The organism is Arthrobacter tumbae, from assembly GCF_016907495.1.
GTDB lineage: Bacteria > Actinomycetota > Actinomycetes > Actinomycetales > Micrococcaceae > Arthrobacter_D > Arthrobacter_D tumbae.
Genome location: NZ_JAFBCC010000001.1, coordinates 1737613 through 1762253, shown reverse-complemented (window position 1 = coordinate 1762253; position 24641 = coordinate 1737613). Strand labels below are relative to the sequence as shown.

Below are 24641 nucleotides of genomic sequence, written 5' to 3'. Positions count from 1 at the left end.
TGAGGAGTTGGACCATTGAGCACCTTCACCGGCGTAGGAGTGAGCCCCGGCAGGATCATTGGACCGGTGCAGCAGATGCCGCGCCCGGTGGCAGAACCATCCGCCGGGGAGAAATGGTCCAACACCACGGTCGATGATGAGACGGCCCGGCTGAAGACTGCAGCGAAAAAAGTCCAGGCCGAGCTCCAGCGACGCGCCGACTCCGCAACCGGAGACGCGAAGGCAATCCTTGAGGCTACGGCCATGATGGCGGCGGACCCCATGCTCCTGAAGTCTGCGAACGCGCTCATTGTGGCCGGCACCTCGGCCGAGCGCGCGGTGTGGGAGGCCGGCGCCCAGGTCGCAGACATGCTGAGAGGCCTCGGCGGTTACATGGCCGAGCGCACGCAGGACGTCCTGGACGTCCGTTCGCGGGTCGTCGCCGAGCTGCGGGGACTGCCCGCGCCCGGTATCCCGACAGCCGACCATCCGTTCGTCCTTGCGGCGGAGGATCTGGCCCCGGCCGATACCGCCACGCTCAACCCGGAGCTGGTCATCGCTTTGATCACCAGCTCCGGGGGCCCCCAGTCCCACACGGCGATCCTCGCTCGTGCGCTGGGGCTGCCCGCCGTCGTCGCCGCCCGGGGCGTCGAGGATATCGACGACGGGACTGAAGTGTTTGTCGACGGAGCAGCCGGAACCGTACTCACCGGACCTGGCGACGCCGAACGGACGGCAGCGGCCATCTGGACGGAGCAGGCACGCTCGCTCGGTACCTACAGCGGAACCTGCACGACGACGGACGGGCACCGGGTGCCGCTCCTCGCCAACGTGGGGTCCGGTGCCGACGCCCGCAAAGCAGCCGAGGCAGGAGCTGAGGGCGTCGGACTTCTGCGCACCGAGTTCTGCTTCCTCGACCGCGAGACCGAGCCGACGGTGGCCGAGCAGTCGGTGGCCTACCGCCAGGTCTTTGACGCGTTTCCCGCCGGCAAGGTAGTGGTTCGCACGCTCGACGCCGGCGCAGACAAGCCCCTGCCTTTCCTTACTGACGCCTCGGAACCGAACCCGGCGCTCGGTGTTCGCGGCTACCGCACCGAGCTCTCGACGCCCGGTGTGCTGGACCGTCAGCTGAAGGCAATCAGCGAAGCAGCCGACGGCGCAACCACGGATATCTGGGTCATGGCACCGATGATCTCCACCGCGCAGGAGGCCCAGCACTTCGCTGAATCGTGCGCAGCAGCGGGGTTGAAGGTGCCCGGCGTCATGGTGGAGGTGCCGTCCGCAGCCCTGACGGCAGGGGCAATCCTGCAGCGTGTGGACTTCGCGTCAATCGGAACCAATGACCTCACGCAGTACGTCATGGCGGCAGACCGCCAGCTCGGACCTCTGGCCGCCCTCAACGACCCCTGGCAGCCGGCTGTCCTGCAGCTGATTCGGCATACGGTGGCCGGCGCCGAGGCTGCCCGTGGGAGTGAATCCTCGAGCAAGGAACTCAACAGTGACAACGGCAAGTCTGTGGGCGTATGCGGCGAGGCGGCCGCCGATCCGGCCCTCGCCGTCGTGCTGGTGGGTCTGGGCGTCACTTCGCTGTCCATGAGTTCACGGGCGCTGGCCGCCGTGGCCGCCGTGATCGGTTCGGTGTCCCTCACCGAAGCACAGGGGCTGGCACAACAGGCTCTGGCGGCACCCACCGCGCTCGAGGCACGCGCAGCTGTGCGTGCCGGTTTGCCGATCCTCGGAACCCTGGGCCTGTAGGCTCGCACAAAAGCAACCGGAAGGAAGATCATGATCGAACGCAAAGCAACCGTAGCCAGCCGGGTGGGGCTCCACGCCCGGCCAGCCGCCATCTTCGCCGAAGCGGCGGGAGAACTCCCGGCTGAAATCACTATTGCCCTGGAGGGGAGCCCGGCGGACGAAGCCCTGGACGCATCAAGCATCCTGTCGCTGATGAGCCTGGGCGCCGAGCACGGCAACGTTGTGGTGCTCCGCTCCGAGGACGACGGCGCGGGGGACGCACTCGACTCGCTGGTCCGTATCCTCGAAACCGATCACGACGCCTGACAGCGGGCTTTCAGGCGGGGATGACCCCGCCTGAAAATGAAATAGGTGCGTCCACCCGTTCTAATGGACGCACCTATTGCTGTGTAACCCGTTGACCCCCCACGGACACCGGGAGTTACATAATCATAATTTTGACACACCATGATGAAAACGTGAACAGTGTGAGCGATATTGGTCGAAATAATCCGGCGAAGAGACTAAAGGTCGATCAGTTACGCCGGTGTTCCTTTGCCAGGAAGTTGGCGGACCGGTCGCGGACGGCACGCCTGCGGGACAGCCAGATCATGGTGAGGCCGGTAGTGACGAGGACAATTGCACCGAACGGCAGAATGAGGTCCGCCGCCCCGGTCCTGACCCCGGTGAACTTGAGGACGGTATGGGCCAGCACCATCGCGAATCCGCATGCCATGAACGCCGCGGCAACACGGTGGAAAGCACGTGCCGACGTGTCCCGCGCGCTTGCGATCGCCGGGCCAAGCAGGCAGGCGCCGACAAACGCCGGGTAAATTCTCCCCAGATGCGAGTACCAGTGCACGGTGGGTTGGTCCGCGTATTCCCGCAGCCCCGTTGAGGATTCTGGAAGATCACTCAATCCGAACAAAATCACCGTAGCCAAAACCGTTAGGCCCAGTACAGCAGTACCCAGTGGCCCGCTGATGAGCCTCAGCGCCCGTTCAGAGCTGAACGCAGCCGCGCCACGCAGCCCCAGGAGCAGCATGATGGCGTACAGGCTGAACCGGATGAGGAGATTGGCAAGATTGGCGCCGCCGAGCAAGCCGTCCACAAAGAGGTAAATTGGCGACAGGCTCAGGCCCACGGCCACGCACAGCAGCACCAGCACGGCGAAGACGCTCCGTCCTTTGCCCCGTATGGCGTCAGGGAGGCGTGTAGCCGCGAAGATCACGCACAGCGCCAGCGCCAGCCACTGGATAAATGTTCCGACGCTCATCCGAGGTTCTCCCATAAGGTCTGGTCACGAGTGTTGTCCTGCTCCTGTTTGCGGAGCCGCTTGCCCAGCCCGTCAAGACGGTCCCGCGCTATCAGGATGAGTCTTGAATCCGGCAGGGAGCTCAGCACCTGCTCACGGCCGTCGCCTGCCCAGCCGCCTTCCTGCGGGGTGAGCAGCCCGGTGACAACCAGGCCGTTCGCGAGCGAAACCCCGGACACCCTGGCAACTTCGACGCACAACTGGGTGCTCAACCGACCGGCACTGAGTTGCGCCGAAAGGTTCTGCGGAGCAATCCCGGTGCGCGCCGTCAGCGCCTGGCGGAGTTCACCGTCGTCGACCGAATCGAACCACGAGCGCACGGAATAGCGGTGAGGCAGGGGTGCGAGCTGGAAACTCAGCGGACCGCCCACCCAATCGGTTTCCTCACTGCGCCCGAGGATCAACCGCAGCAGGTCCATCGAGGAAACCTGGCTGAGATATTCCCCGGAAGTCGGGGGCAGGAGCCCTTCCGCGAGATCCCGGTAACCGTCGAACCCGCTCAGTGCCTGAACCGGCGGAACCCCATAGGCGCGGGCGATACTGATGACCGTCTCGATTGAAACTTTGCCGCGAACCAGCTGCTGCGCGAGGGTGGACCGTTTGATGTCCGCTTTCCGGCAGAGATCGGAAACGGTCGCTTCCGGAGCTATCTGGGTACGCCACAGCTGGAATGCTTTAGCTGTGACTGTCATCATCACCCTTCAGGCGGATTCGACTGGACTTTTTACCCCTACTGTGAAGTATAGTTGGAGAGCTGGCTCCCCATTCTGCGATTCCCCCATACGCAGAACGCGGAGCCAGTTTCACTTTAACCTCCCCTGGGACGCATCAGCTAAGGCTGCCGCCCTACCAGCGCACCTTCTTCTCCCGCTTTCCCTGCCGGTTGCTGGCATGAACGGATTTGTTCCTGCGCCCCGTGCTGTGTGCGCTGTCCAGCTCCCCAAAGGCAGGGTTCTTCCGGGCCAGCGCATCGCGCGCACGAGGATCGTCCACCAGTTTCTTTGCAGCGTCTTCGGTGAGGTGTACGTTGAGCGGCTGTTGGTCTTCTTGCTGGGTCATGGCTCTCCTTCAATGGCTTCGACCGGCTGGGCCACTCACCTACAGGCAACGACGACGGCGCTTGCCGGCCGCTGCTGCTCTGCCGATTCCGTAGGGGATCCTGATGCACTGACCGACCGGTCCGGGCAAACCCCGAACCGTATGTCACACAGGAGAAGTGGAAACAAACATGGAGGCGAAGGCCTCAACACGGTCTTTTTTCGAATGGTTCTGTTGTTGTTTGGACGGGTGCGCCAAGCACCCGGCCGGCACAATTACTCGAAAATTATTGTTCCCATGCGTTTCAACCTACACGAGCATCCGGAGCCTTGGCCAGAGGACCGGCACTTTTTGGTCCAGCGGGCAGCGGCCACTTACCCCGGCGCAGCAGAACTAGTAGATTTCCAACAGAGGGCCAGGGAGGCACAATGGGCGAGAACACGCCGAACATCGACAATCGGTACAGTTCCATCTATCAGCGGGGCGGCGGCGCATCGTCAGCCTCCCAGGGCGGCCGCTGGTCCTCACCGAAGGAAGCGCCGCAGCGCCCGGCAGTAGCCGAGGAGGCGCCCGCACCGTCCTCGCCCGACGAGCCTGCGAATGTCGTTGAGGTCATGCCGACAGGAGCGGTCCGGCCGGATACCGGGCCGGCGGATAAGTGGATCAACCCATTCGTGCTGGTGCTCTGGCTGCTCGGGGCAGCAGTGCTTGCGCTGGGGTTGTGGGCGGTGTTTGCACCCCTCCAGGTCGACCAAACAGCGATCAACGGGCCATTCCCGCAGTGGATCTTCATCATCAGCCAGTCGGCTGGCGGGATCGTTGTCAGCGGCAGCATCCTGCTCGCCACGGCAGGCGCGCTCAGCGCGGTCTTCTGGGACCGGCGGCGCCGGCACACATCCAATCAGCGGGAATGACTGGGTTTTCCGCAGTTTCCGACAACTTCGGCTGAAACGATCGGGTCAGCGCTTCTTGACGTCGACATCGACGTACACCAGCCGGTGGTCGCTCGTGGGGAAGGGGAAAATGCCCGTGAGCTCTGAACCGGGCGTCCCTGCCCGCGGCCAGAAGATGCCGGCGCCGCGCACCTTGAGGGACTTGGACGGCAGCACGTAGTCCACCCGGATGTTTCCGGCATCAGCGTCCTCGAAGTCGGCGGTATCCAGGGCGGGGTCGCCGCGGTGCTCCGAATTCACCCGGCCCTGCAGGACTGAGGCTTCAGCAGCGCCTTCCGCCGCGGGCTGGGGGTCCTGGAGTTGCTTCAGCCCGAGCAGCTGGCTGATCGAGCCCGGGCGGGAATCGCCGTCAGCCGGATCACTGTTGAGGTCTCCCAGCACAACAAAGTCGGCGCGCCGATCGAGTCCACCGCGGTCGCCGTCGTCGTCATAGATGTAGCGCGCCTTCCCGCCGCCATGGATGTAGTCCGCCCAGAAGCGGATCTCATCGCTGTTCCGCCTGCCGTTGCGGTCTTCCTCAGCGTCGAAGACCGGCGGCGTGGGGTGGCTGGCGAGAACATGCACCGTAGAACTACCGACGGTCACCGGTACGTTCCAGTGCGATTTGCTGGACAGGCGGACAGCGGCCAGTTCCTCCTCGGTGAACCAGTCAGCGGCGCGGTCTGTAGCAGGGTCATCGGGCAGGAGCGCACCCGGCATGTCAGCCCAGAGGAAGTTCTGGAAGGTGCGGACATTCCCGGTATCGATGGGGTACCTGGAGTAGAGAACCATTCCGTACTGGCCCTCGAACTGGCCGAATCCCAGCGCATCGTCCGGACCGCCCACGGTGCCGTCATTGTTCAGGTCCATCCCGCTGGGAACACCGGTGTTGGACGGGGCCGTGTAGACGTACGGGTAGCGGACCGGAGCCTTACCGTTCTGGCCCACCTCAAGGTAGTTGGTCCGGAAGAGTTCGGCGGCCTCGTGGCCGGGGTCGTAATCGAATTCGTTGAGCAGCACCACGTCAGGGTTGTTGATCTGGATCACCTCGGCGATCCGCCCGGCCTGCTCATCATGGCCGGTGCTCAGGTCTTCGACGAGCGCACCCTCGGCGGACCGGTTCAGGCTTGCGTTGTAGGTGGCGAAGCGCAATTCCTGCTTGCCCTGGCCCTGCTGCGCAACGTTCGGTTTGTGGGCAGCTGTCGCCGTTGACGGCACCGCCACGCCAGCAGCGGCGACGGCGAGCGTGACCAGAATGGCTGCCGCCCTACGGCGAGGTACACGTGCTGAATACATTTACTTCCCCCTCCGATCCCCCAGTGACCGGTCCAGCCTAACTGTCCCGGCGGTGAGGGGTCGAGTGGGCACCGGCAGCGCGCTCGGCCTTCTCGAAGGCCGCCTCCAGGTCGGTGACCGCGGACGCATAAGCCGGCGCAGCGCCGCCGTCGTCCGTGTTTTTCTGTTCCGTGTCTTCCTGCTCGCGCAGCACCGCCGCTTGCCGCATGGCGCGCACCAACTGCGCGGTCTCCGGACGCTTCACGTCAGTCATGTCCGGGTAGTCGATGGCGACGGCCGGATCCAGTTCATAGCTCACCCACCGCTGCAGCACCGATTCATGGCGCGCCCGCAGCGCTGAGCACGCCTCTTCCACCGACCGACGACGACGGCGCGCCGCCCGCTCCTGCTCGCCGCGCCAGACCCAGCCTCCGGCCAGTCCGACGCCGAGCACACCTGCCAGCCCGGTCACCGCCGCGGTCTCGGGGATGAGCACCATTGCTCCCATGATGGCGCCGAGGCAGGCGAACCCACCCGTGAAGCCGTACCAGAAGACGCCGTCGCGGTCCTTGTCCGTAACCAGCCCGCGTGACACCGCAAAGGCAGTCAGCGCGATGAGCGCACCAATCACTGCGACGGCGAGCGTCGTCTGAACGGGTAACGCCAACAGTGCGGGCATCGGATTTCCTCCCGGCACTTTCCCGTGCCGCTTGATGGAAAGGATCTGCCCTTCCAGTACAGGCTTCCGGAGCGCGGGAGTCAATGGCTGTTGCGGGAAAGCAACCTGGGGAAGCGGACTAACTCCCACGAAAAAGCGCGCCCTCACCGATACCTCGGCGGGGGCGCGCTCCTCGTACTCGCGGGTGGGCCCTGTGGGACTCGAACCCACGACCCACGGATTAAAAGTCCGATGCTCTACCAACTGAGCTAAAGGCCCACGTCACCCGGGCAGGCCCGAACAACGTGTCTACTTTATCGCACCCGATCGGGCGATAAGGCAAGCCGGACCGGCGGAGGTCGCGCGTTGAGTGATCCGGACCTCGGCGGGAGCAAGCTGGACCTCCACTGGAGCAAGCTGGACGTCCACTGGAGCAACCCAGACGCAGGTGAGGGAAATTTCGCCCACCCCGGTCCAGGTTGCTCCCGCCGGCAAGTCCGAGGCATCGGTACACCGCAGGACCCCAGGGATCACCTGTGCCATGGGTGCGAACCCGCGGGGGTTTCGTGAGCGCCTAGCCCCTCAATAGGCGCAGGAGTATTCTCGATCCATGGACGGCGAATATGTAGACAACAGCCCTCGGCATCACAAACCCAAGCCGTTCGCGCCCGTAGACTTCGAGGTTTTCCCCGGCGGCGCTGACCCCTCGCGGGTCTCTGAAGCCGCCCACCTCGCCGCGCACGCACTGGTACACCACGGCCGGGAGACCGATGACCCGGTGGTGACGCAGCGCCTGGTGCAACTGGCTGACCAACAGGGGCTGGAGGCCATCGCCGAACTGTGGGCCGAGAGCCCTGCGCGCTCGCTTCCCGGTGCGCTGTGGCGCCTCTACGCCCTTCGTGCCGCTACCCAGCAGAACCCCGAGAAGATTGCCGCCTTTTTCAATGCCGGCAAGGAAGTGTCCCAGGTGTCGAAGGTTGTCGCGGGAGTCGCCGAGCCTCCCGGCGCTGACGAGGTCCAGCAGATGGCGGACACCATTCTGTCCGGCGCGTTTGACGGCGAGTTCGACGTGGCGCTTGAGCGCTTCGCCGCCTTCTGCCGGGTGGTGGCGCTCGGTCAGACCAACCACGCCGACGACGCCGACACCTCCAACGGCGCCCACGCCACCAAGCTCACCCGCAGTTCACACCAGCTGGTCAAGACCGCTGAGGACCTGGAGCACGCTGCCGCTTCGTGGCGACGCGGCGAGCTGGACTAGCGCTCCGCTGCACGCCCGGCCGCCGGCCCTGTCCCGGTGATGACGTCCTTGAGTCGTTCTCGCTTCCCCTCTTTCCGTGGCAGGCGGGAAAGAAAGATCGGTTTGTGCGGATCGTTCCGGATTCCGTTTCAGGCCGGCGATTCCCCGTGGTTGAGCCGAAGACCTGGTGGACTCCGGAGTCCGATGCCACCCGTTCTGCTGCCGAGTAGACGGTGCTCGTTGACATGCACGCGGGTCAGTAGCAGACTGAAACTGGTGTCGGACCGTGGAACCCCCGGGCTTCAACATTTAGCCGCTTCGAGCGGCCTTCCGCCGAGAGGCGCTCCCGGTTCGGCGCCACTTTTGTGCCCTCAGGGGGCCGGCCGCACAGGGCCGGTCACCTGAGTGAGGCGCAGGTAGTCTTAGGTGGCAACCGTCCGTGCGACCCTAGGTGACTTTAGTGAAGCTCCGCCTCTTTCCCCAGGAAAACGCAGGACTTGAACTGCTCTCCAGCATGGCCCAGCAGCTGGTCCTCGGAGTCCGCAGCATGTCCGGCATCCTTGGTGCCGCACCCCAGGACTATGATCAGCTGGCCGAAGAGCTGCATCAGTATGAAGGCACCTCAACGGACCTGCACTTTGCCCTGTTGACCTCGATGCGCACGAGCTTCATCAACCCGCTTCCGCGTGAAGACCTTTATTCCATGTCACGTCTGTTGAGCGAAGCCATGGAGAAGCTCGACGGCGCTGCGGAGCTCATCGCCCTCTATAAGCTGACCAAGCTCAGCCGGCGCGCAACCGAGCAGCTCGAGGTGATCACCCGGCAGGCGGAACTGACCGCCGAGGCGATGCGGCAGCTCAATTCCCTCGATGACCTCGAGGATTACTGGATCGAGATCCTGCGCCTCGCCAAGCGCGCGGAACGCACGCACCGGATCTGGTGCTCGGAACTGCTGGCCGACCACAAGCCGCTCGTCTACGCGCGGCACCGTGACGTCGCCAACCAGCTCGTCGACGTCACAAAGGACATCCGCAAGGTGGCAACCCACGTCGGAGCGATCCTCGTCAAGGAATCGTAGGTGGAGGTCTTCCTCCTCGGCGCCGTCGTGTTCCTGGCAGGCGGTTTCGCCTTCATCAATGGATTCCACGATGTCTCCAACTCCATTGCCACGTCGATCCGAACCCGCGCACTGACGCCCACTGTCGCCGTCCTGCTCGCCGCGCTGTTCAACCTCGTGGGTGCCCTCATGAGCGCCAGCGTGGCCACGCTCTTCACCGGCGACAGCATCAGCCTCCCCACCGGGCAGAGCGGATTGGGCATCCTGCTCGCCGCCCTGCTGGCAGCGTGCGCCTGGGGGATCTTCACCTGGTACCGCGGCAAGCCGTCGTCATCCACGCATGCATTGATCGGCGGGCTGATCGGGGCCGGCGGCGCTGCGGCAGTGCTTGGCGGGGAGTCTATTGCCGGGTCCGGCCGCGTGTTCCTCCTCGAGATCGGGCTGCCGCTGCTGCTCTCGCCGCTGATCGCGTACCTGCTCGCCTACGTGGTTGTCTTTCCTGCCACCTGGCTGCTGCGGCACAATTCCCCGCGCAAGGTCAACAACGGGAACCGGATGGCCCAAGCCGTCCTGACCGCCGCGTTTGCCCTGGGCCACGGGCTGCAGGACGGCCAGCGCACCATGGCCGTGATCGTTCTGGCGCTGGTGGGGGCCGGCCTCTACTCCGGGAGCGATATTCCGCTCTGGGTCCAGGTCTTCGCCGCCGTGCTGCTGGCGGGCGGATCACTGCTTGGAGGCTGGCGCATCACGCACACTCTTTCCAACCGGCTGGTGCGCATTGATCCCCTCCGCGGAATGGCGGCCCAGGGCGTCAGCGCCGTCATGCTTTTTGTCGGCGCGCTGTCGCTGAACATGCCGCTCTCCAGCACGCACACCATGACCTCGGCGATTGTGGGCGCCGGCGCGAACCAGCGCTACGCCACCGTTCGGGGACGCGTGGTGCGCTCGGTATTGCTGGTCTGGATTACGACGGCGCCAGCCACCGCGCTGCTCGCAGCCATCCTCTTCCTAGCGATGAGCCCGCTGCTCTAGATTGCCGGCTGGGCAGGGCCCTCTCCGAAGGGGGAATGGTTTCTATTCTTCTCGCACCGCGTGTGATTGACGGCCTCTGATGGCAACAATTACTCCCCATACTCCGAGAACCAAGAACGCTACTGCTGCCAGTACACGCCACCAGACAACTGGAGACCACGTCGCAAAAAGGATCGCGGCGGCGACGAAGGTGATGCTGATAAATAAGGTCGGTGGCGCTGCTTTCATTTCTGACCTCGAAGCTCTTCCTCTTCAGTGCTTACGCAGGGCCTCATCCGAAGCGGCCGGAGACGTAGTCCTCGGTTGCCTTCTCCGAGGGCATGTTGAAGATGTTCGTGGTCTCGCCGTATTCAATCAGCTTGCCGGGCTTGCCGGTGCCGGCGATGTTGAAGAACGCCGTCTTGTCCGAAACGCGGGCTGCCTGCTGCATGTTGTGGGTAACGATGACCACGGTGTACTCGCTCTTGAGCTCGTTGATGAGGTCCTCGATAGCGAGGGTGGAGATGGGGTCGAGTGCCGAGCAGGGCTCATCCATGAGGATGACCTCGGGAGAAACCGCGATGGCCCGCGCGATGCACAGGCGCTGCTGCTGGCCGCCGGACAGGCCGGAACCGGGACGGCCGAGGCGGTCCTTCACCTCGTTCCAGAGGTTGGCGCCGCGCAGCGACTTCTCGACCAGTGCGTCCGCGTCTGACTTCGAGATCCGCTTGTTGTTCAGCTTGACGCCGGCCAGCACGTTGTCGCGGATGGACATCGTGGGGAACGGGTTGGGCCGCTGGAAGACCATGCCGATCTGGCTGCGGACCGTCACGGGGTCCACCGCGGAGTCATACAGGTTGTCTCCATCGAGCAGCACTTCCCCCTCAACCCGCGCACCGGGAATGACCTCGTGCATGCGGTTCAGGGTGCGCAGGAAGGTGGACTTTCCGCAGCCCGACGGGCCGATGAAAGCCGTGACGGAACGTGCGTCGATGCTGATGTTCACATCTTCCACAGCGAGGAACTTGCTGTAGTAGACGTTGAGGTCCTTGACGTCGATTCGCTTGGACAATGGGGATCCTTCTGGGTTGTGCCGGCGGGTCAGCGGCTGGTCTTGGGAGCGAAGAGGCGGGCGATCAGGCGCGCCGCGAGGTTCAGGAGCATGACCATGATGATCAGCACCAGCGCGGCCGCCCAGGCACGCTGCGTGCTGGGGTCTGTGGCCGTCGGCGAGGTGGGCGTGAGGATCTGGTAGTAGATAAAAGTGGGCAGGGTGCTCATCCAGTCACCGAAGACGTTCCAGTTGATGGAGCTTGCAAAGCCCGCAGTGACCAGGATGGGAGCGGTTTCGCCGATCACCCGGGCGATGGCCAAAGTGACACCGGAGGCGATACCTGAGATCGCAGTCGGAATGACCACGCGGGTGATGGTGCGCCACTTGCGAACGCCCAGCGCGTAGGCCGCTTCACGGAGTTCATTAGGAACGATCTTGAGCATTTCCTCCGTGGAGCGCACAACAACCGGGATCATCAGGACGGACAGCGCGACGGCGGCAACAAAGCCTGTGCGCGTGCCCGGCCCGAACAGTTGGCCGAACAGCGCGGCAGCGAAGAGGCCAGCCACGATGGACGGGATACCGGTCATGACGTCGACGAAGAACGTGATGGCCCGGGCAAGCTTCCCGCCCGTGGAGTACTCCACCAGATAGACCGCCGACAGCAGCCCGATCGGCACGGAGATAAGGGTTGCCCACAGGGTGATCTGCAGGGTGCCGACGATGGCGTGGTACGCGCCTCCCAGAACCGGTGTTCCTTCTTCGACAACCTGGTTGTCAATGGCTCCGGTGACGCCGTTCATCGACGTGAACAGGAAGTTGTAGGTCAGGCCCGGAACGCCGCGCTCCAGAACGGTCCAGATGACCGAGAGCAGCGGCAGGAGAGCAACGAGGAATGACCCGTAGATCAGGAACGTGGCCAACCGGTTCCGGGCCTTGCGCGAGCCTTCGACGACGCCGGTGACGGCTGTCCCGGCAACGATGAAGATGAGCGCGCTGAAGAGGGCGAAGGGAACCAGGCTGAAACCGACCAGCGCGGCCAGTGCGGCCCCAACAACGATCGAAGCGGCCAGGACCACCCAAAGCGTGTAGGAGGGCATCCTGCCCTTGGTCAGCTGGGAGCGGCGAGGAGTCAAGGTGGCGTTGGCCATTAGTTAGCCCCTGAGAATTCTTTGTGACGGCTGATGATCCACCGCGCCACGATGTTGACGGCTAGCGTGATGACGAAGAGGACCAGGCCGGCGGCGATGAGTTCGGCCAACCGGAGCCCGTAAGCCTCCGGGAAGTTCAGCGCGATCTCGGCTGCGATGGTCTGGTTGCCGGACTGGATGAGGCTGGCCGTCAGGGCGCCGCCGGAGAGCACCAGCGCAACGGCCATGGTCTCACCCAATGCGCGGCCGAGGCCGAGCATTGCGGCGCTGATGATGCCCGGACGGGCGAAGGGCAGAACCGCCATGGTGATCATTTCCCAGCGGGTGGCTCCCATGGCAAGCGCCGCTTCCTCATGGAGTTTCGGCGTCTGGAGGAAAATTTCCCGGCTGAGCGAGGTGATGATCGGGAGGACCATGACAGCGAGCACAATGCCGGCGGTCAGCATGGTGCGTCCCGTCTGGCTGGCGGGACCCTCGAAGATTGGAATCCAGCCGGCGTTGCGCGCCAGCCAGTCATACGCGATGGCCAGCTGCGGTGCGAGGACGGCGTAGCCCCACGCTCCGTAGACCACCGACGGGATGGCCGCGAGCAGGTCGATCACGTAGCCGAGTCCCTGCGCGAAACGGCGCGGAGCGTAGTGCGAAATGAACAAGGCAACGCCGATACCGAGCGGCGTGGCGATCAGCAATGCAATGGCCGCCGCTATCACGGTTCCGATGACGATCGGGAAGATATAGGTGAAGAAGCCTTCCCCGCCGGTGATGTCCGCTGGGTCGGCGCCGAAGACCGGCAGAGCCTCAATGATCAGGAAGACTGCGACGCTAAAGAGCGCTGCCAGGATCAGGCAGCCTGCGGCCAGGCTGGCGCCGGAGAAAATCTTGTCTCCGGATTGACCTGCACCGCCTGCTCGTTTCAGTGCATTCGTGGACACGGGGGACCTTTCGGCGCTGCGCGGGGACGTCTGGAACAGTGCTCACGCAACTGTCCCGCTCTTACAAGGTACCTGCAACCCTGCCGGGACGCAGACAGCCAACAGCCCCGCCAGGGCCTTCTCGGCCTGGCGGGGCGTCTGTGGCCTGTTAGGAAGCAATCTGGATGGAATCAATCGCTTCCATGGCCTGCTCGCGCAGGGTCTCGGAGATGGGCGCATTGCCCGCGGAGGATTCCGCTGTGGCCTGCCCCTCTTCGCTCACTGCATAGCCGGCGAAAGCCTTGACGAGGTCCACGGTCTCCTGGTCCTCATACGCGCTGCAGTAGAGGTGGTAGGAAACGAGCACGATCGGGTAGGCACCCGACTCGGTGGTGTCCCGCTGCAGCTCGAGGGACATGTCAACTTCGCTGCGTCCTTCAACAGGCTCCGCAACCTCCACTGCGCGGGAGGCGGCTTCAGCGCTGAGCGGCACGTATTCCTCGCCAACCTTGACGAGGGCCTGCCCGAGGTCGCCGACGGCGGATGCGTCGGTGTAGGTGATGGCACCTTCGGTGGAGGAGGTGGTGGAGACGACGCCGTTGGTGCCCTGTGCATTCTCTGCGACGATCTCGGCCGGCCAGTCACCGGAAACCTCGTAGGTCCAGACATCAGGTGCCGCCGCAGCCAGGTACTCGACGAAGTTCTCGGTGGTACCCGAGTCATCCGCGCGGTGCACAACGGTGATCGGCAGATCGGGCAGTTCCACGCCCTCATTCTGGGAGGCAATTGCCTCGTCATTCCAGTTGGTGATCTCACCGGCGAAGATGGAGGCGATGGTTGTTGCGTCCAGGTTCAGTTCCTGAATCTCGGGAAGGTTGAACGCTACCGCGATGGGAGATACGTAGGCGGGGATGTTGATCGCGCCGTCAGGACCGCAGATCTCCTTGGAAGCCTCGTATTCCTCATCGTCCAGGAATGCGTCCGAGCCGGCGAACTGCACGCCCTCGGCGAGGAACGCTTCGCGGCCTGCGCCGGATCCGTCCGGAGAGTACTGAATGGTTGCTTCCGGATTCAGTTCCTCGAAGCCGGTCTTCCACGCGGTCATCGCCGCGTTCTGGGAGGAGGCTCCCGCGCCGGTCAGGGTACCGGATACCGTGCTTTCGGGAGCAGCGCTTGCGTCGCCGTCGGTACCGGGGTTGACGGCGGCGTCGGAACCGCACGCCGTGAGGGCCAGGGCGGCCACAGAGATAACTGCCGCTGCGCGGCCAAAGCGAAGAGCCTTCACGTGAATATTGCCCCTTCCAGGGTTTTGAACAGTCGGTGCTCGGATGTCACCCGCGTTGTGTGTACGAGATCGGGTACTCACCACACGCTAGGCACCGCAGGTAACGAGATTGACGGGTCAAAGTGAACGGAAGATGAACGCCGGGAGGACATTGGCCGTGATCCTGCCGCCAACCCTTGTGCTTTGGGCGGAATGAGTTATTGAGCTGTCACCTTCGTCCTCACTGCCAGCCGCTAGCGTTAGGGGTATGACCACGGAAAGCAGCCTTGACGGCGGGTACGCGGAGCACCAGGATGCCGCCGCTGTGCGCCCGGGTCATCCGTTGCGGTGGCGCCGCCTGCTCGTAGGTCTGGGACTGGTTCATGCGCTGGTTGTCGGATTCAGCCTCATCGCACCACTACTGACCGGTCAGGCAAGAGGCGAAACCCTCTTCAGCGTGTATTTCGATGTCAACTATGAGGGCAACTTCCCGACCTGGTGGGCAGTGGTGCAGCTGGCCGCGGCAACGACAACCCTCAGCTTCGTGGCCGTACTCGCCCGGCATCAGAGAATCAAGGGGGCTGCTGCCTGGTGGATCCTCGCCGGCATGGTGTTCCTCCTGTGCCTCGACGAGGGAACCTGGCTGCATGAACGCCTCGACGCCCTTGCAGGGCAGTTCGTTGACGTCGCTGATTTCACCTTCGTCTGGCTCGTTTTCGGCATCCCCATCGGCCTTGTAGTTCTCCTGCTGGCGGTGGTCAGCGCCCGCCACCTGCCGGAAGGGTCAACCCGACTGATCGTGCTGGGCATAGCAACCCTGTTGTTCGCCGCCGTCGGGCTTGAATTCGTGGCAGGGGAGGTTATCCGCCTTGGTGCTCCGACCGCAGCACTGGCAGTGCTGTACCACCTGGAGGAATTCCTGGAGCTGGTGGCAGGCGCGCTCCTGCTCGTTGCGCCGCTCGCGGCCGTTCGGACGCGGACTGCGGGCAGGTCCACCAGCTTCACCCTGATGGATCGTTCCCGGCGGTAGGGTCAGGCGTATGACCCGGCGCTCGCGACTGGACCGCGCACGTTCCTTTCTGCGCAACCGATCCCGCGTCGGCCTGCGCCGCAGCCGCTCTTCCGTGCTCCCGGCCGTCCAGATCACCGTCGGCGCGGTGGGCGCCTATGCGTTTGCCGAGCAGGTGCTCGGACATGATGGACCGCTTTTCGCCGCCACCTCCGCGCTCATCGCGCTGGGGTTTTCGCGGGATCCGCGGCTGCGTCGGGTGCTGGAAGTCGGGTTCGGGTGCACGCTCGGCATTGCTGTGGGTGACGTGCTTCTGGCGGTACTGGGCACGGGACTGTGGCAGGCCGCCGTCGTTCTTTTCGTGTCGGTGCTACTGGCCCGGTTCCTGGACAGTGGGACCATCTTCACCACCCAGCTGGCTCTGCAGTCCCTCCTCGTTGTGCTCCTGCCTGCCCCGGAAGGAGGACCGTTCACGCGCAGTGTGGACGCCATCATCGGCGGTGCGTGCGCGCTGCTGATCACTATGGCCATACCGCGGGATCCCCGCCGTGAACCGAAGGGCGACGTGCGCAAGCTGCTCGGAGAGCTCTCCGGGGTGCTGCGCGAGAACTCAAGCGCGCTGTCCGCGAGCGATCCCACGCAGGCCTGGCACGCGCTGATCCGGGCGAGGAACTGTCAGCCGCTCATGGACGGACTGTCGGGTTCGATGCGGGCGTCCGCTGAAGTTGCGCGGTTGTCACCGGCATATCGGCGGCACCGGGGTGAACTCGGAGAGCTGCGCGGTTCGATCAGCTACATCGACCTGGCAATCCGCAACAGCCGCGTGTTCTCACGGCGGCTGACCTCGGTGATCAATCACGCTGCGCTCTCGGACGAAGCGGTGCAGTCCCTTGCCCAGGTGATCGAGGAAACGGCCGACGCCGTGGATGTGCTGGCGCTTGCCCTGCACTCCTCCTCCACGGCCGAACGCGATCAGCACCTGCGCAGGGCGCGGGAGGAGCTGGCTGCCGTGGCCACCGTCCTGCACCCCGCACGCCTCAATGTGAAGCGCCTCGAGGGTGAGGGCCTGGTTGTCCTGTACCGGCCGCTTGTCGTCGACCTCCTTGAGGCCACCGGCCTCTCCCATGAGGACGCCGCCGGCTACCTGCCCAAACTGTGAGGATCAACGGCTGAGCCTCAGCGGGACTGTCAGTTGCACCCGGTACGTTTGAGCCATGGCTACAAAGACCGCGCGATCGCGCACGCAATCCCCCGCCTACCGTTGCGGTGAGTGCGGCTGGACCACGGCCAAGTGGGTGGGCCGGTGCGGTGAATGCCAGGCGTGGGGCACGGTGGAGGAGGCCGCGGCGGCAGGAGTGGCGCGTACGACGGCGGCCACTACCGTCGCGCGCCCTGCCCTCCGGATCGCTGAGGTGGACTCCACCGCGGCGTCCTACCAGCCCACTGAGATCGGTGAGCTGGACAGGGTCCTCGGCGGCGGGCTGGTTCCGGGCGCAGTGATCCTCGTGGCCGGCGAGCCCGGAGTCGGCAAGTCCACGCTGCTGCTGGACGTCGCCGCCAGGGTCGCCCGGCTGGGACGCACCGTTCTCTACGTCACCGGTGAGGAATCGTCCGCGCAGGTGAAGTTGCGGGCGGAACGCATCGGCGCGCTGGCGGACACGCTGTACCTCACGGCGGAGTCGGACCTCAGCCAGGCCCTGGGTCAGGTTGAGAAGGTGGATCCGGCTTTGCTCATCGTGGACTCGGTGCAGACGCTCAGCAGCCCGGACGTGGACGGCAGCGCTGGCGGGGTCACGCAGGTGCGGGAAGTGGCGGCCTCCCTCATCAACGCGGCGAAGACCCGCGGGATGACCACGCTGCTGGTCGGGCACGTCACCAAGGACGGCTCTATCGCGGGCCCACGGCTGCTTGAGCACCTCGTTGATGTGGTGTGCCAGTTCGAGGGTGAGCGGCACTCGCGCCTCCGCCTGATGCGGGCGGTGAAGAACAGGTACGGACCTACAGATGAGGTGGGGTGCTTCGACCTGACCGATACCGGGATTGTGGGCCTCGCGGATCCAAGCGGGCTGTTTGTATCCCGCACCAAGGAACCGGTGGCCGGAACCTGCATCACGGTCACCCTTGAGGGCAGGCGTCCGCTGCTGGCGGAGGTCCAGGCCCTGCTCGCCGAATCGGCAAACTCACAGCCGCGCCGTGCGACCAGCGGCCTGGACAGCTCGAGGGTCTCCATGCTCCTCGCCGTCCTGCAGCGCCGGGCATCGCTGCAGCTGCACAAGGATGACAGCTACGTGGCCACGGTAGGCGGCGTAAAGCTGAGCGAACCTGCAACGGATCTCTCGGTTGCGCTCGCCATTGCCTCCGCCAAGACCAACCAGGCGCTTCCCTCCCGCATGATCGCGTTCGGGGAAGTGGGACTCGCCGGTGAGGTCCGTCCGGTTCCCGGAATCTCACGGCGCATCCAGGAGGCCGAGCGCCTTGGATTCACCCACGCCGTCGTGCCCGAGTCCCCCAATGGGCCGGGCCGCATACCGGCCGGCTTCACCGTGAAGCAGGTCAGCACCCTCACGGAAGCCCTCGAACTGCTCTTCTGACGCTTCCCGTCGCCTTTCCGAAGCCCCAGCACCCCGAACGTTACGCATTTGAGCGGAAACTGGGCCGTCAGCGCAAGCCGTGCTCCCATAGGATTAGGAACTGCCGGGCTGTGCATTCGCCTGTCCGGCTCGAAGAGGGAGTGAGATGGTACGCAGTCCGGAGGACGCGCTGAAGGCAACCCTGGCGCGGGTAGCCCCGGGTACGCAGTTGCGCGACGGCCTTGAGCGGATCCTGCGCGGCCGCACCGGCGCCCTGATCGTCCTTGGGTTCGACCGCACAGTGGATTCAATCTGCTCGGGCGGCTTCGACATCGGAATCGACTTCTCCCCCACGCGGCTGCGCGAGCTCGCAAAGATGGACGGTGCAATCGTCTGTGACCGGGACGCGGGCAAGATCCTGCGTGCCGGCGTGCAGCTGGTGCCGGACCACCGGATCGAGACGCAGGAGTCGGGAACCCGCCACCGGACGGCCGAGCGCGTAGCCATCCAGACCGGCGTTCCCGTCATCTCCGTCAGCCAGTCCATGCAGATCATCGCGCTCTACATAGACGGCCTCCGCTATGTACTGGAAGGATCCGAACCCGTACTCGCACGCGCCAACCAGGCGCTCGCCACCCTCGAGCGTTACCGTGCGCGCCTCGACCAGGTCACCGGATCACTCTCGGCACTGGAAATCGAAGCCATGGTGACGGTCCGCGACGTCGCCGTTACCCTGCAGCGCCAGGAAATGGTGCGCCGCATCTCCGAGGAAATTTCACAGTACGTGCTCGAGCTTGGCATCGACGGCCGCCTTCTCTCCCTGCAGGTCGAGGAGCTGACAACCGGCCTGGGCCCGGGCAGCGAAATGGTGCTCCGCGACTACTCGGGACTGGGCGCAAGTTCCACGCCGGTCGAGGACCAGTTGGCACGCCTCCAGGGGTTCAGCTCCACCGACCTCATTGACCTCGGCACCATCGCAAGCGTGCTCGGCTTCAACCCGTCAACAGACTCCCTCGACGCGGTGGTGCAGCCCAAGGGTTACCGACTGCTCTCAGGGATCAAGGCCATGCCTCCCACGGTCGCCAACCGGCTCGTGGACCACTTCGATGGATTGCAGAACCTCATGGCCGCCAACATCGATGACCTCATGGCGGTGGACGGCATCGGCGAACAGCGGGCGCGGACCGTCCGTGAGGGCCTTTCACGGATCGCGGAAACCAGTCTGCTCGACCGCTTCATGTAGCCCGCGTGAGCCTGAAGTTCAGCGCTACTGAAGCGTGAACGCAATCTCGTCGCTAGTGCGTTCGCCGAGGCGGGTCTGGAAGGCATACTGGCCGGGGCCTGGCACCCCATCAGCTGCTGCGCACTCGGGCGCGCTCCGGATCCGCTCCCAGGTGAAGCGCGCGGTCTCGGATTTTCCTGGTTTTATGGTCACCTCGAGGTCCTCCGCGCCCTCCTGGCAGTCCCGGGACGAGAAGACCCGGTCCTCGCCGCTGGTGATCAGGAACTCCATCTGCGAGGTGCCGACGTTCACCGGGCAGGGAACCTCGCCCGTGTTGCTGACCGTGAGGGACAGCATCGGATTCTGGTCCGGCGCATAGGTTTCGGCGTCCAGACTGCCGGTGACCTTGATCGACGCCGGGTTGCACACCGGTTCGGTCGGCGTCGCCGTGGGTGTCGGCGTCGGCGTCGGTGTCGGGGAAGCTGAGGCGGTCGCAGTCGCCGAGGGAGTTGATGACGCAGGCGGGCCAGCCGCAGCACTGGTGGGACCCGCGGCTGCCGGCGCGGGACCCGGATCCGCACGGAAGAGCCCGGCAATCGCGATACCTGCCCAGACCAGGCCTCCGATGAGCAGGAGCGCAAGGACTGCGACCAGCCAGCGGCGCCGCTTGTAGACCAGGGGGCTCGGTTTCCGCCGGGGATTATTCACCCGGCTGCTGCCTGTACCTCCTGCCGAGCTCATGATTCAAGGCTAAGAGATCCGGCGCCGGCAGGTGTGCGCACCACGCCGCGGGCAATCACATCCGCAGACGCTTCGGTAGGGTGGATCCTGCCGATTCGTCGAACATTTGGAGTTTCACCGTGGACGCCGCAGTGCTGCATGCTCGCCTGAGCGACTGGTTCGACGACGCCGCCCGCGACCTACCCTGGCGGCTCCCCTCCCGCACCCCCTGGGGCGTTCTGGTGAGCGAGTTCATGCTCCAGCAGACTCCCGTGGCGCGGGTCCTGCCCGTGTGGGAAGACTGGATGTCGCGCTGGCCGACGCCGGCGGATCTCGCCGCAGCCCCAACGGGGGATGCCCTCCGCCACTGGGGGCGCCTGGGCTACCCTCGACGGGCGCTGCGCCTTCATGCGGCGGCGACCGCCGTCGTCGTTCATCATGAGGGCAGGGTGCCCGGTTCCTATGGGGAGCTCCTTGCCCTGCCGGGCGTCGGCACCTACACCGCTGCCGCCGTCGCGGCGTTTGCCTTCGGTCGTCGCGAGACGGTGGTAGACACGAACATCCGCCGTGTCCAGGCGCGCCTGGTGGGCGGTGCCGCGCTGCCTGCGCCGACGCTGACCGCCGCCGAGATGAAACGGGCTGCCACACTCCTGCCCGACGACGACGCCGCCTCCGTCCGCTGGAACGTGGCCGTGATGGAGCTGGGCGCGTTGGTCTGCACTGCGCGCACGCCATCCTGTGAGCGGTGCCCGGTCCTCGAGAGATGCGCCTGGGTGGCGGCCGGGAAGCCGGCGCCGACGTATGTGCCCAAGGGCCAGTCGTGGGCGGGAACGGACCGGCAGGTGCGCGGGGCGATCATGCATGTGCTGCGGCATGCAGACAGCCCCGTGCCGCGGCCGCTGATCCGCGAGCGCCCGGTGGACCTGGCGTACGGTACGCCGGCGGCACTCGAGAAACTGTATGGGTTGAACGCTCCGCTTGAGCAGCTCGAGCGTGCCCTGGACGGCCTTCTTGCGGACGGACTGGCCGAGGAGACTCCGCGCGGGTTGCGGCTCCCCGCCTGACCCCGGGGGAACTTCTGCGCACATCCTGGGAACTTTTGCGCACCTCCGGCGACTTCCGCCGCCCGGAAGCCGCCGAACCTGCGCAAAAGTTCGGCTAGAGCTCCCCGAACCCCGCCGTCACCTCACCGCCGATATACTCGATGGCCTTGTGTGCGTCCGGGCCGGTGGCCTCAGCGTGGAGCTCCTTGCCCTCGCCGAGGGCAAGCGACATCAGCAGCATCACCGACTTGCCATCCACGCCGTTGATGGTCACTTCGGCGTCCAGATCCGTGAGCGCCCTTGCTATGACGGCGGCAGGACGAGCATGCAGGCCCATCTTGTTGGGCAGCGTCCACGCACCCGTCACCGCCGGCTCGGCAGCTGCTTCCAGCGGCGCCGGCGGGCCGGGAGCGGCGGCTCCGTGGGAGACGAACGGCTCAAGCGATTCAGGATCAATGGAAACGATGGCACGCTCGGCAGCGGAAGCGACCTCGTCCACCGTTCCGCCCGACTCCGCCTGCACAGCCGCCGCCACCGCTCCTTCAACCAGCGCGGCCTGCGGCAACCGGATCCTCGACCGGGTATCCGGGGAGAGGAACTCGAGGGTCATCTCCGCAGTCATGACAGCCGAACCGAGGTCGGTGAGAACCACGACGCCGTCGCCCCGCTCAGCCTCCTCAAGCGCCGACTGCACCTTCTCGAGGCTGGTGCCGATCCGCGACGGTGAATCGCTGGTTCCGCCCGCAGCTGCCATCTGGACGTTGGGCGCCATCTGCGCAGCCAGCTCGATCACGCCCTCGGCGATCTTGCTGCTGTGCGAGACGATCACCAGGCCAACCGTCACTGTTGACGCCCTGCGGTGTCAGCTGCTGCCTGGAGAATCAGCGCCGAGGACTGCGCGCCCGGGTCACGATGCCCGGCACTGCGCTCTCCCAGGTAGCTGGCCCGGCCTTTCCTGGCAATGAGCGGCTCGGTTGCGTGGGCCCCGGCCTGGGCGGCATTGGCTGCAGCCGCAAGCACCTCAACACTCGATGCACCGGCCGACTGCGCAGTGCCGGCAGCCTCGACTGCCGGAGTCCACGCATCGATCATGGTCTTGTCCCCCGGCTCGGCTTTGCCGCGCGCCACCACGCCGTCGCGTGCTGCAGTCAGGAAGACGACGACGGCGGCAGGATCGATCTCGGCCACGTCACCCAGCGCTGTGGCCGCGCGAAGGAACGCGGTGCCGTACAACGGACCGGCCGCACCACCCACGGTGGACATCAGGGTCATGGCGGTCAGTTTGAAGACGGCGCCCGGTGTTTCCTGGCCACTGTCGTCGAGCTTTCCTACCACCGCGGCGAACCCGCGCTGCATATTCTCGCCGTGATCAGCGTCGCCGATCACCCGGTCCAGCTCTATCAGCTCGGAACGATGCTCGGTGAGGACCTGTGAGCACTCCCGGATCCAGGCTTCAGCCCACTGCACAGTCAACGCCATTTACACTCCCCATCGCAGGGCCGGCGTCCACACCGGCGTGTCCCAGAGTTCCACCATTTCATCGTCCAGCTTCAGCACCGAAATCGATGCCCCCTGCATTTCCAGCGCGGTGATGTAGTTCCCGACCAAGGAGCGTTCAACCGAGATACCGCGCTCGGCGAGTACCTGACGCGCGCGTCGGTACACGATGTAGAGCTCACTGGCAGGGGTGCCGCCCATTCCGTTGACAAAGAGCAGCACGCGATCGCCTTCTGCAGCCGCGAGGTCAGCGAGGATCGGCTCGAGGAGGCGGTCGGTGATGCCGTCCGCATTCTCCATGGCGATCTTGTGCCTGCCGGGTTCGCCGTGAATCCCTATGCCGATTTCAATTTCTTCCTCGGTCAGATCGAAGCTGGGCACGCCGGCGTGCGGAACCGTGCAGGCCGAGAGCGCAACGCCCATCGAGCGCACGTTGTCATTGACCCGCTGGGCAATGCCGGTCACGCCATCGAGGGAGTCACCGCGCTCGGCTGCGGCTCCGGCGATACGTTCAACGAGCACTGTCCCGCCCACACCCCGGCGGCCTGCGGTGTACAGCGAATCTTCCACGGCGACGTCGTCGTTGATCAGGACCGACCGGACCTCCACACCCTCGGCCTGAGCCATCTCGGCTGCGGTCTCGAAGTTGAGGACGTCGCCCGTATAGTTCTTGACGATGTGGAGCACTCCGGCGCCGCCGTTCACGGCAAGCGTGGCGGGAATGATCTGATCCGGAGTCGGCGAGGTGAACACTGCACCGGGAACCGCGGCGTCGAGCATTCCGCGGCCAACGAACCCGGCGTGCAGGGGTTCATGGCCGCTTCCACCGCCTGAAACCAGCCCCACCTTGCCCTGGACCGGAGCATCCTTACGGGTGATGAACAGCGGGTCTGTATGCACCTCGACCAGGTCGGCATGGGCAGCACCAAACCCCTCGACGGATTCAGTTACCACTGACTGCGGGTCGTTGATCAGCTTCTTCATGCGAGTCTCCTTGGACGGCGATCGACTGCTGCAAAACCGGTTGGCCATTGAACAGTACTCTGCGCCAGCGACGGTTGCCCAGACCTTTCTCCCAGTAGCCCCGGAGATAACTGTGGGAAGGACCCCACACGGGTCCTTCCCACAGCTGGCGGCCCGATGCCACCAATGTTCTGCCGGCTACTTCTTGAACGCGTCCTTGATGTTCTCGCCGGCATTCTTGAGGTCGGCCTTGCTCTGGTCCTGCTGGCCCTCGGCTTCCATTTCCTTGTTGCCGGTGGCCTTGCCCAGGCCTTCCTGAACCTTGCCGCCCAACTTCTCGGCGTTGTTCTGTGTCTTGTCGTCTGCACCCATGGCTTTCCGCCTTTCGTCGACGTTCCGTCCCCCTGTGGGGAGGACTCACCTGGCGTTTACATACCAAGCACCCTTAGCTTATCGGCGCTGCACGCCGCTGGCTAGTTCACTGTCAGAGCGTGCGGATCATCCTCGTGTTGCCGAGCGTGTTTGGTTTCACGCGCGCCAGGTCCAGGAATTCCGCTACCCCTTCGTCATGCGAGCGCAGGAGCTCCGAGTACACGACGGGGTCCACCGCCGACTGATCCTCCATCACCGTGAACCCGTGACGGCGGAAGAATGCCTCCTCGAAGGTGAGGCAGAAAACCCGCCCCACCCCGATCACACGCGCTTCGTCCAGCAGCGCGTTGACCAGGGCGCTGCCGACTCCGGTGCCGCGCGCCTGGGCAGCGGTGGCCAGGGTGCGGATCTCCGCGAGGTCCTCCCACATGACGTGGAGGGCTCCGCACCCCAGCACGCCGCCGTCGTCGTCTTCGGCGATCTTGAACTCCTGGAGGCCTTCGTAATAGGCGACCGTCTCCTTGGCAATCAGGATGCGCTCCTCGGCGAGCGGAGCCACCAGCTGCTTGATCACTGGTACGTCAGCGGTGGTTGCACGGCGAATTCGGAAGGATTGGCTCATCCGACCC

The 24641-nt window shown here is 65.1% G+C and carries 26 protein-coding genes and 1 tRNA gene; 11 read left to right on the top strand and 16 right to left on the bottom strand.

Features of this window, described 5'->3' with window-relative positions:
- Positions 1 to 15: 15 nt before the first annotated feature.
- Both ptsP and JOD47_RS08470 read left to right on the top strand, forming a co-directional pair.
- Positions 16 to 1734 carry a phosphoenolpyruvate--protein phosphotransferase gene (gene ptsP, locus JOD47_RS08475; protein ID WP_204533548.1) on the top strand — a complete coding sequence of 573 codons (1719 nt, stop codon included), beginning with the start codon at positions 16 to 18 and terminating at the stop codon, positions 1732 to 1734.
- A gap of 30 nt (positions 1735 to 1764) precedes the next feature.
- Positions 1765 to 2040 carry an HPr family phosphocarrier protein gene (locus tag JOD47_RS08470; protein WP_204533547.1) on the top strand — a complete coding sequence of 92 codons (276 nt, stop codon included), beginning with the start codon at positions 1765 to 1767 and terminating at the stop codon, positions 2038 to 2040.
- A gap of 208 nt (positions 2041 to 2248) precedes the next feature.
- Here JOD47_RS08470 and JOD47_RS08465 read toward each other — a convergent pair whose 3' ends face one another.
- From JOD47_RS08465 to JOD47_RS08455, 3 genes are all read right to left on the bottom strand, one after another.
- Positions 2249 to 2989 (bottom strand): hypothetical protein, encoded by a 741-nt coding sequence (locus JOD47_RS08465; RefSeq protein ID WP_204533546.1) that lies wholly within the window; start codon positions 2987 to 2989, stop codon positions 2249 to 2251.
- Positions 2986 to 3720: a helix-turn-helix domain-containing protein gene (locus JOD47_RS08460; protein WP_204533545.1), complete on the bottom strand. Its 735-nt coding sequence runs from the start codon at positions 3718 to 3720 to the stop codon at positions 2986 to 2988. Before JOD47_RS08460 ends, JOD47_RS08465 begins: the two co-directional genes overlap by 4 nt.
- 154 nt (positions 3721 to 3874) lie before the next feature.
- A complete protein-coding gene (locus JOD47_RS08455) occupies positions 3875 to 4087 on the bottom strand; it encodes a hypothetical protein (protein ID WP_204533544.1) in 213 nt (70 codons plus the stop codon).
- Between the two features lie 407 nt (positions 4088 to 4494).
- On the opposite strand from JOD47_RS08455, the gene JOD47_RS08450 reads away from it, so the two are divergent.
- Positions 4495 to 4980: a tetraspanin family protein gene (locus JOD47_RS08450; protein WP_204533542.1), complete on the top strand. Its 486-nt coding sequence runs from the start codon at positions 4495 to 4497 to the stop codon at positions 4978 to 4980.
- 45 nt (positions 4981 to 5025) lie between these two features.
- Here JOD47_RS08450 and JOD47_RS08445 read toward each other — a convergent pair whose 3' ends face one another.
- From JOD47_RS08445 to JOD47_RS08435, 3 genes are all read right to left on the bottom strand, one after another.
- Entirely contained in the window at positions 5026 to 6294 is a 1269-nt protein-coding gene (locus tag JOD47_RS08445) for an endonuclease/exonuclease/phosphatase family protein (RefSeq protein WP_204533541.1), read from the bottom strand.
- 37 nt (positions 6295 to 6331) lie between these two features.
- On the bottom strand, positions 6332 to 6952 hold the full coding sequence (locus tag JOD47_RS08440) for a hypothetical protein (protein WP_204533539.1): 621 nt from the start codon (positions 6950 to 6952) through the stop codon (positions 6332 to 6334).
- A gap of 185 nt (positions 6953 to 7137) precedes the next feature.
- Positions 7138 to 7210: transfer RNA gene (locus tag JOD47_RS08435), tRNA-Lys, on the bottom strand.
- A 331-nt stretch (positions 7211 to 7541) separates the two neighbouring features.
- On the opposite strand from JOD47_RS08435, the gene JOD47_RS08430 reads away from it, so the two are divergent.
- From JOD47_RS08430 to JOD47_RS08420, 3 genes are all read left to right on the top strand, one after another.
- The gene (locus JOD47_RS08430; protein WP_204533537.1) at positions 7542 to 8189 is read left to right on the top strand and encodes a hypothetical protein; all 648 of its coding nucleotides are present in this window, start codon (positions 7542 to 7544) and stop codon (positions 8187 to 8189) included.
- A gap of 439 nt (positions 8190 to 8628) precedes the next feature.
- Positions 8629 to 9246 (top strand): DUF47 domain-containing protein, encoded by a 618-nt coding sequence (locus tag JOD47_RS08425; RefSeq protein ID WP_204533535.1) that lies wholly within the window; start codon positions 8629 to 8631, stop codon positions 9244 to 9246.
- A complete protein-coding gene (locus JOD47_RS08420) occupies positions 9247 to 10257 on the top strand; it encodes an inorganic phosphate transporter (protein WP_204533533.1) in 1011 nt (336 codons plus the stop codon).
- A gap of 271 nt (positions 10258 to 10528) precedes the next feature.
- Here JOD47_RS08420 and pstB read toward each other — a convergent pair whose 3' ends face one another.
- The 4 genes from pstB to pstS all read right to left on the bottom strand — a co-directional run bounded on the left by pstB (position 10529) and on the right by pstS (position 14637).
- Complete coding sequence (pstB, locus tag JOD47_RS08415) at positions 10529 to 11308, bottom strand: phosphate ABC transporter ATP-binding protein PstB (RefSeq protein WP_056545807.1); 780 nt, start codon at positions 11306 to 11308, stop codon at positions 10529 to 10531.
- A gap of 29 nt (positions 11309 to 11337) precedes the next feature.
- Positions 11338 to 12441 (bottom strand): phosphate ABC transporter permease PstA, encoded by a 1104-nt coding sequence (pstA, locus tag JOD47_RS08410; protein ID WP_204533531.1) that lies wholly within the window; start codon positions 12439 to 12441, stop codon positions 11338 to 11340.
- The gene (pstC, locus tag JOD47_RS08405; RefSeq protein ID WP_204533530.1) at positions 12441 to 13373 is read right to left on the bottom strand and encodes a phosphate ABC transporter permease subunit PstC; all 933 of its coding nucleotides are present in this window, start codon (positions 13371 to 13373) and stop codon (positions 12441 to 12443) included. The genes pstA and pstC overlap by 1 nt, the downstream gene beginning before the upstream one ends.
- Positions 13374 to 13521: 148 nt before the next feature.
- Positions 13522 to 14637, bottom strand: a complete 1116-nt coding sequence (pstS, locus tag JOD47_RS08400) for a phosphate ABC transporter substrate-binding protein PstS (RefSeq protein ID WP_204533529.1) — start codon at positions 14635 to 14637, stop codon at positions 13522 to 13524.
- A gap of 247 nt (positions 14638 to 14884) precedes the next feature.
- Here pstS and JOD47_RS08395 point away from each other — a divergent pair, with 247 nt between their 5' ends.
- The 4 genes from JOD47_RS08395 (at position 14885) to disA (ending at position 19438) form a co-directional block, all read left to right on the top strand.
- The gene (locus JOD47_RS08395; protein ID WP_204533528.1) at positions 14885 to 15646 is read left to right on the top strand and encodes a DUF8692 domain-containing protein; all 762 of its coding nucleotides are present in this window, start codon (positions 14885 to 14887) and stop codon (positions 15644 to 15646) included.
- A gap of 10 nt (positions 15647 to 15656) precedes the next feature.
- On the top strand, positions 15657 to 16784 hold the full coding sequence (locus JOD47_RS08390) for an FUSC family protein (RefSeq protein WP_204533527.1): 1128 nt from the start codon (positions 15657 to 15659) through the stop codon (positions 16782 to 16784).
- Positions 16785 to 16839: 55 nt separating this feature from the next.
- Entirely contained in the window at positions 16840 to 18216 is a 1377-nt protein-coding gene (radA, locus tag JOD47_RS08385) for a DNA repair protein RadA (protein ID WP_204533526.1), read from the top strand.
- A 145-nt stretch (positions 18217 to 18361) separates the two neighbouring features.
- Positions 18362 to 19438: a DNA integrity scanning diadenylate cyclase DisA gene (gene disA, locus JOD47_RS08380; RefSeq protein ID WP_204533525.1), complete on the top strand. Its 1077-nt coding sequence runs from the start codon at positions 18362 to 18364 to the stop codon at positions 19436 to 19438.
- A 24-nt stretch (positions 19439 to 19462) separates the two neighbouring features.
- On the opposite strand, the gene JOD47_RS08375 is transcribed toward disA, so the two are convergent.
- Entirely contained in the window at positions 19463 to 20158 is a 696-nt protein-coding gene (locus JOD47_RS08375; RefSeq protein ID WP_204533523.1) for a hypothetical protein, read from the bottom strand.
- A 119-nt stretch (positions 20159 to 20277) separates the two neighbouring features.
- Between JOD47_RS08375 and JOD47_RS08370 the strand changes: the two genes are divergently transcribed.
- Positions 20278 to 21201, top strand: coding sequence for an iron-sulfur binding domain-containing protein (locus JOD47_RS08370; RefSeq protein WP_307836236.1), 924 nt, complete (start codon positions 20278 to 20280; stop codon positions 21199 to 21201).
- A 94-nt stretch (positions 21202 to 21295) separates the two neighbouring features.
- Here JOD47_RS08370 and dhaM read toward each other — a convergent pair whose 3' ends face one another.
- The 5 genes from dhaM to JOD47_RS08345 form a co-directional block, all read right to left on the bottom strand.
- Positions 21296 to 22024 carry a dihydroxyacetone kinase phosphoryl donor subunit DhaM gene (gene dhaM, locus JOD47_RS08365; RefSeq protein ID WP_204533521.1) on the bottom strand — a complete coding sequence of 243 codons (729 nt, stop codon included), beginning with the start codon at positions 22022 to 22024 and terminating at the stop codon, positions 21296 to 21298.
- Positions 22021 to 22659, bottom strand: a complete 639-nt coding sequence (gene dhaL, locus JOD47_RS08360) for a dihydroxyacetone kinase subunit DhaL (protein ID WP_204533518.1) — start codon at positions 22657 to 22659, stop codon at positions 22021 to 22023. The genes dhaM and dhaL overlap by 4 nt, the downstream gene beginning before the upstream one ends.
- On the bottom strand, positions 22660 to 23661 hold the full coding sequence (gene dhaK, locus JOD47_RS08355) for a dihydroxyacetone kinase subunit DhaK (RefSeq protein ID WP_204533516.1): 1002 nt from the start codon (positions 23659 to 23661) through the stop codon (positions 22660 to 22662). It lies immediately after the preceding gene.
- A 177-nt stretch (positions 23662 to 23838) separates the two neighbouring features.
- Positions 23839 to 24012 (bottom strand): CsbD family protein, encoded by a 174-nt coding sequence (locus JOD47_RS08350; protein WP_204533514.1) that lies wholly within the window; start codon positions 24010 to 24012, stop codon positions 23839 to 23841.
- Positions 24013 to 24124: 112 nt separating this feature from the next.
- The gene (locus JOD47_RS08345) at positions 24125 to 24634 is read right to left on the bottom strand and encodes an amino-acid N-acetyltransferase (protein WP_204533512.1); all 510 of its coding nucleotides are present in this window, start codon (positions 24632 to 24634) and stop codon (positions 24125 to 24127) included.
- Positions 24635 to 24641 lie beyond the last annotated feature (7 nt).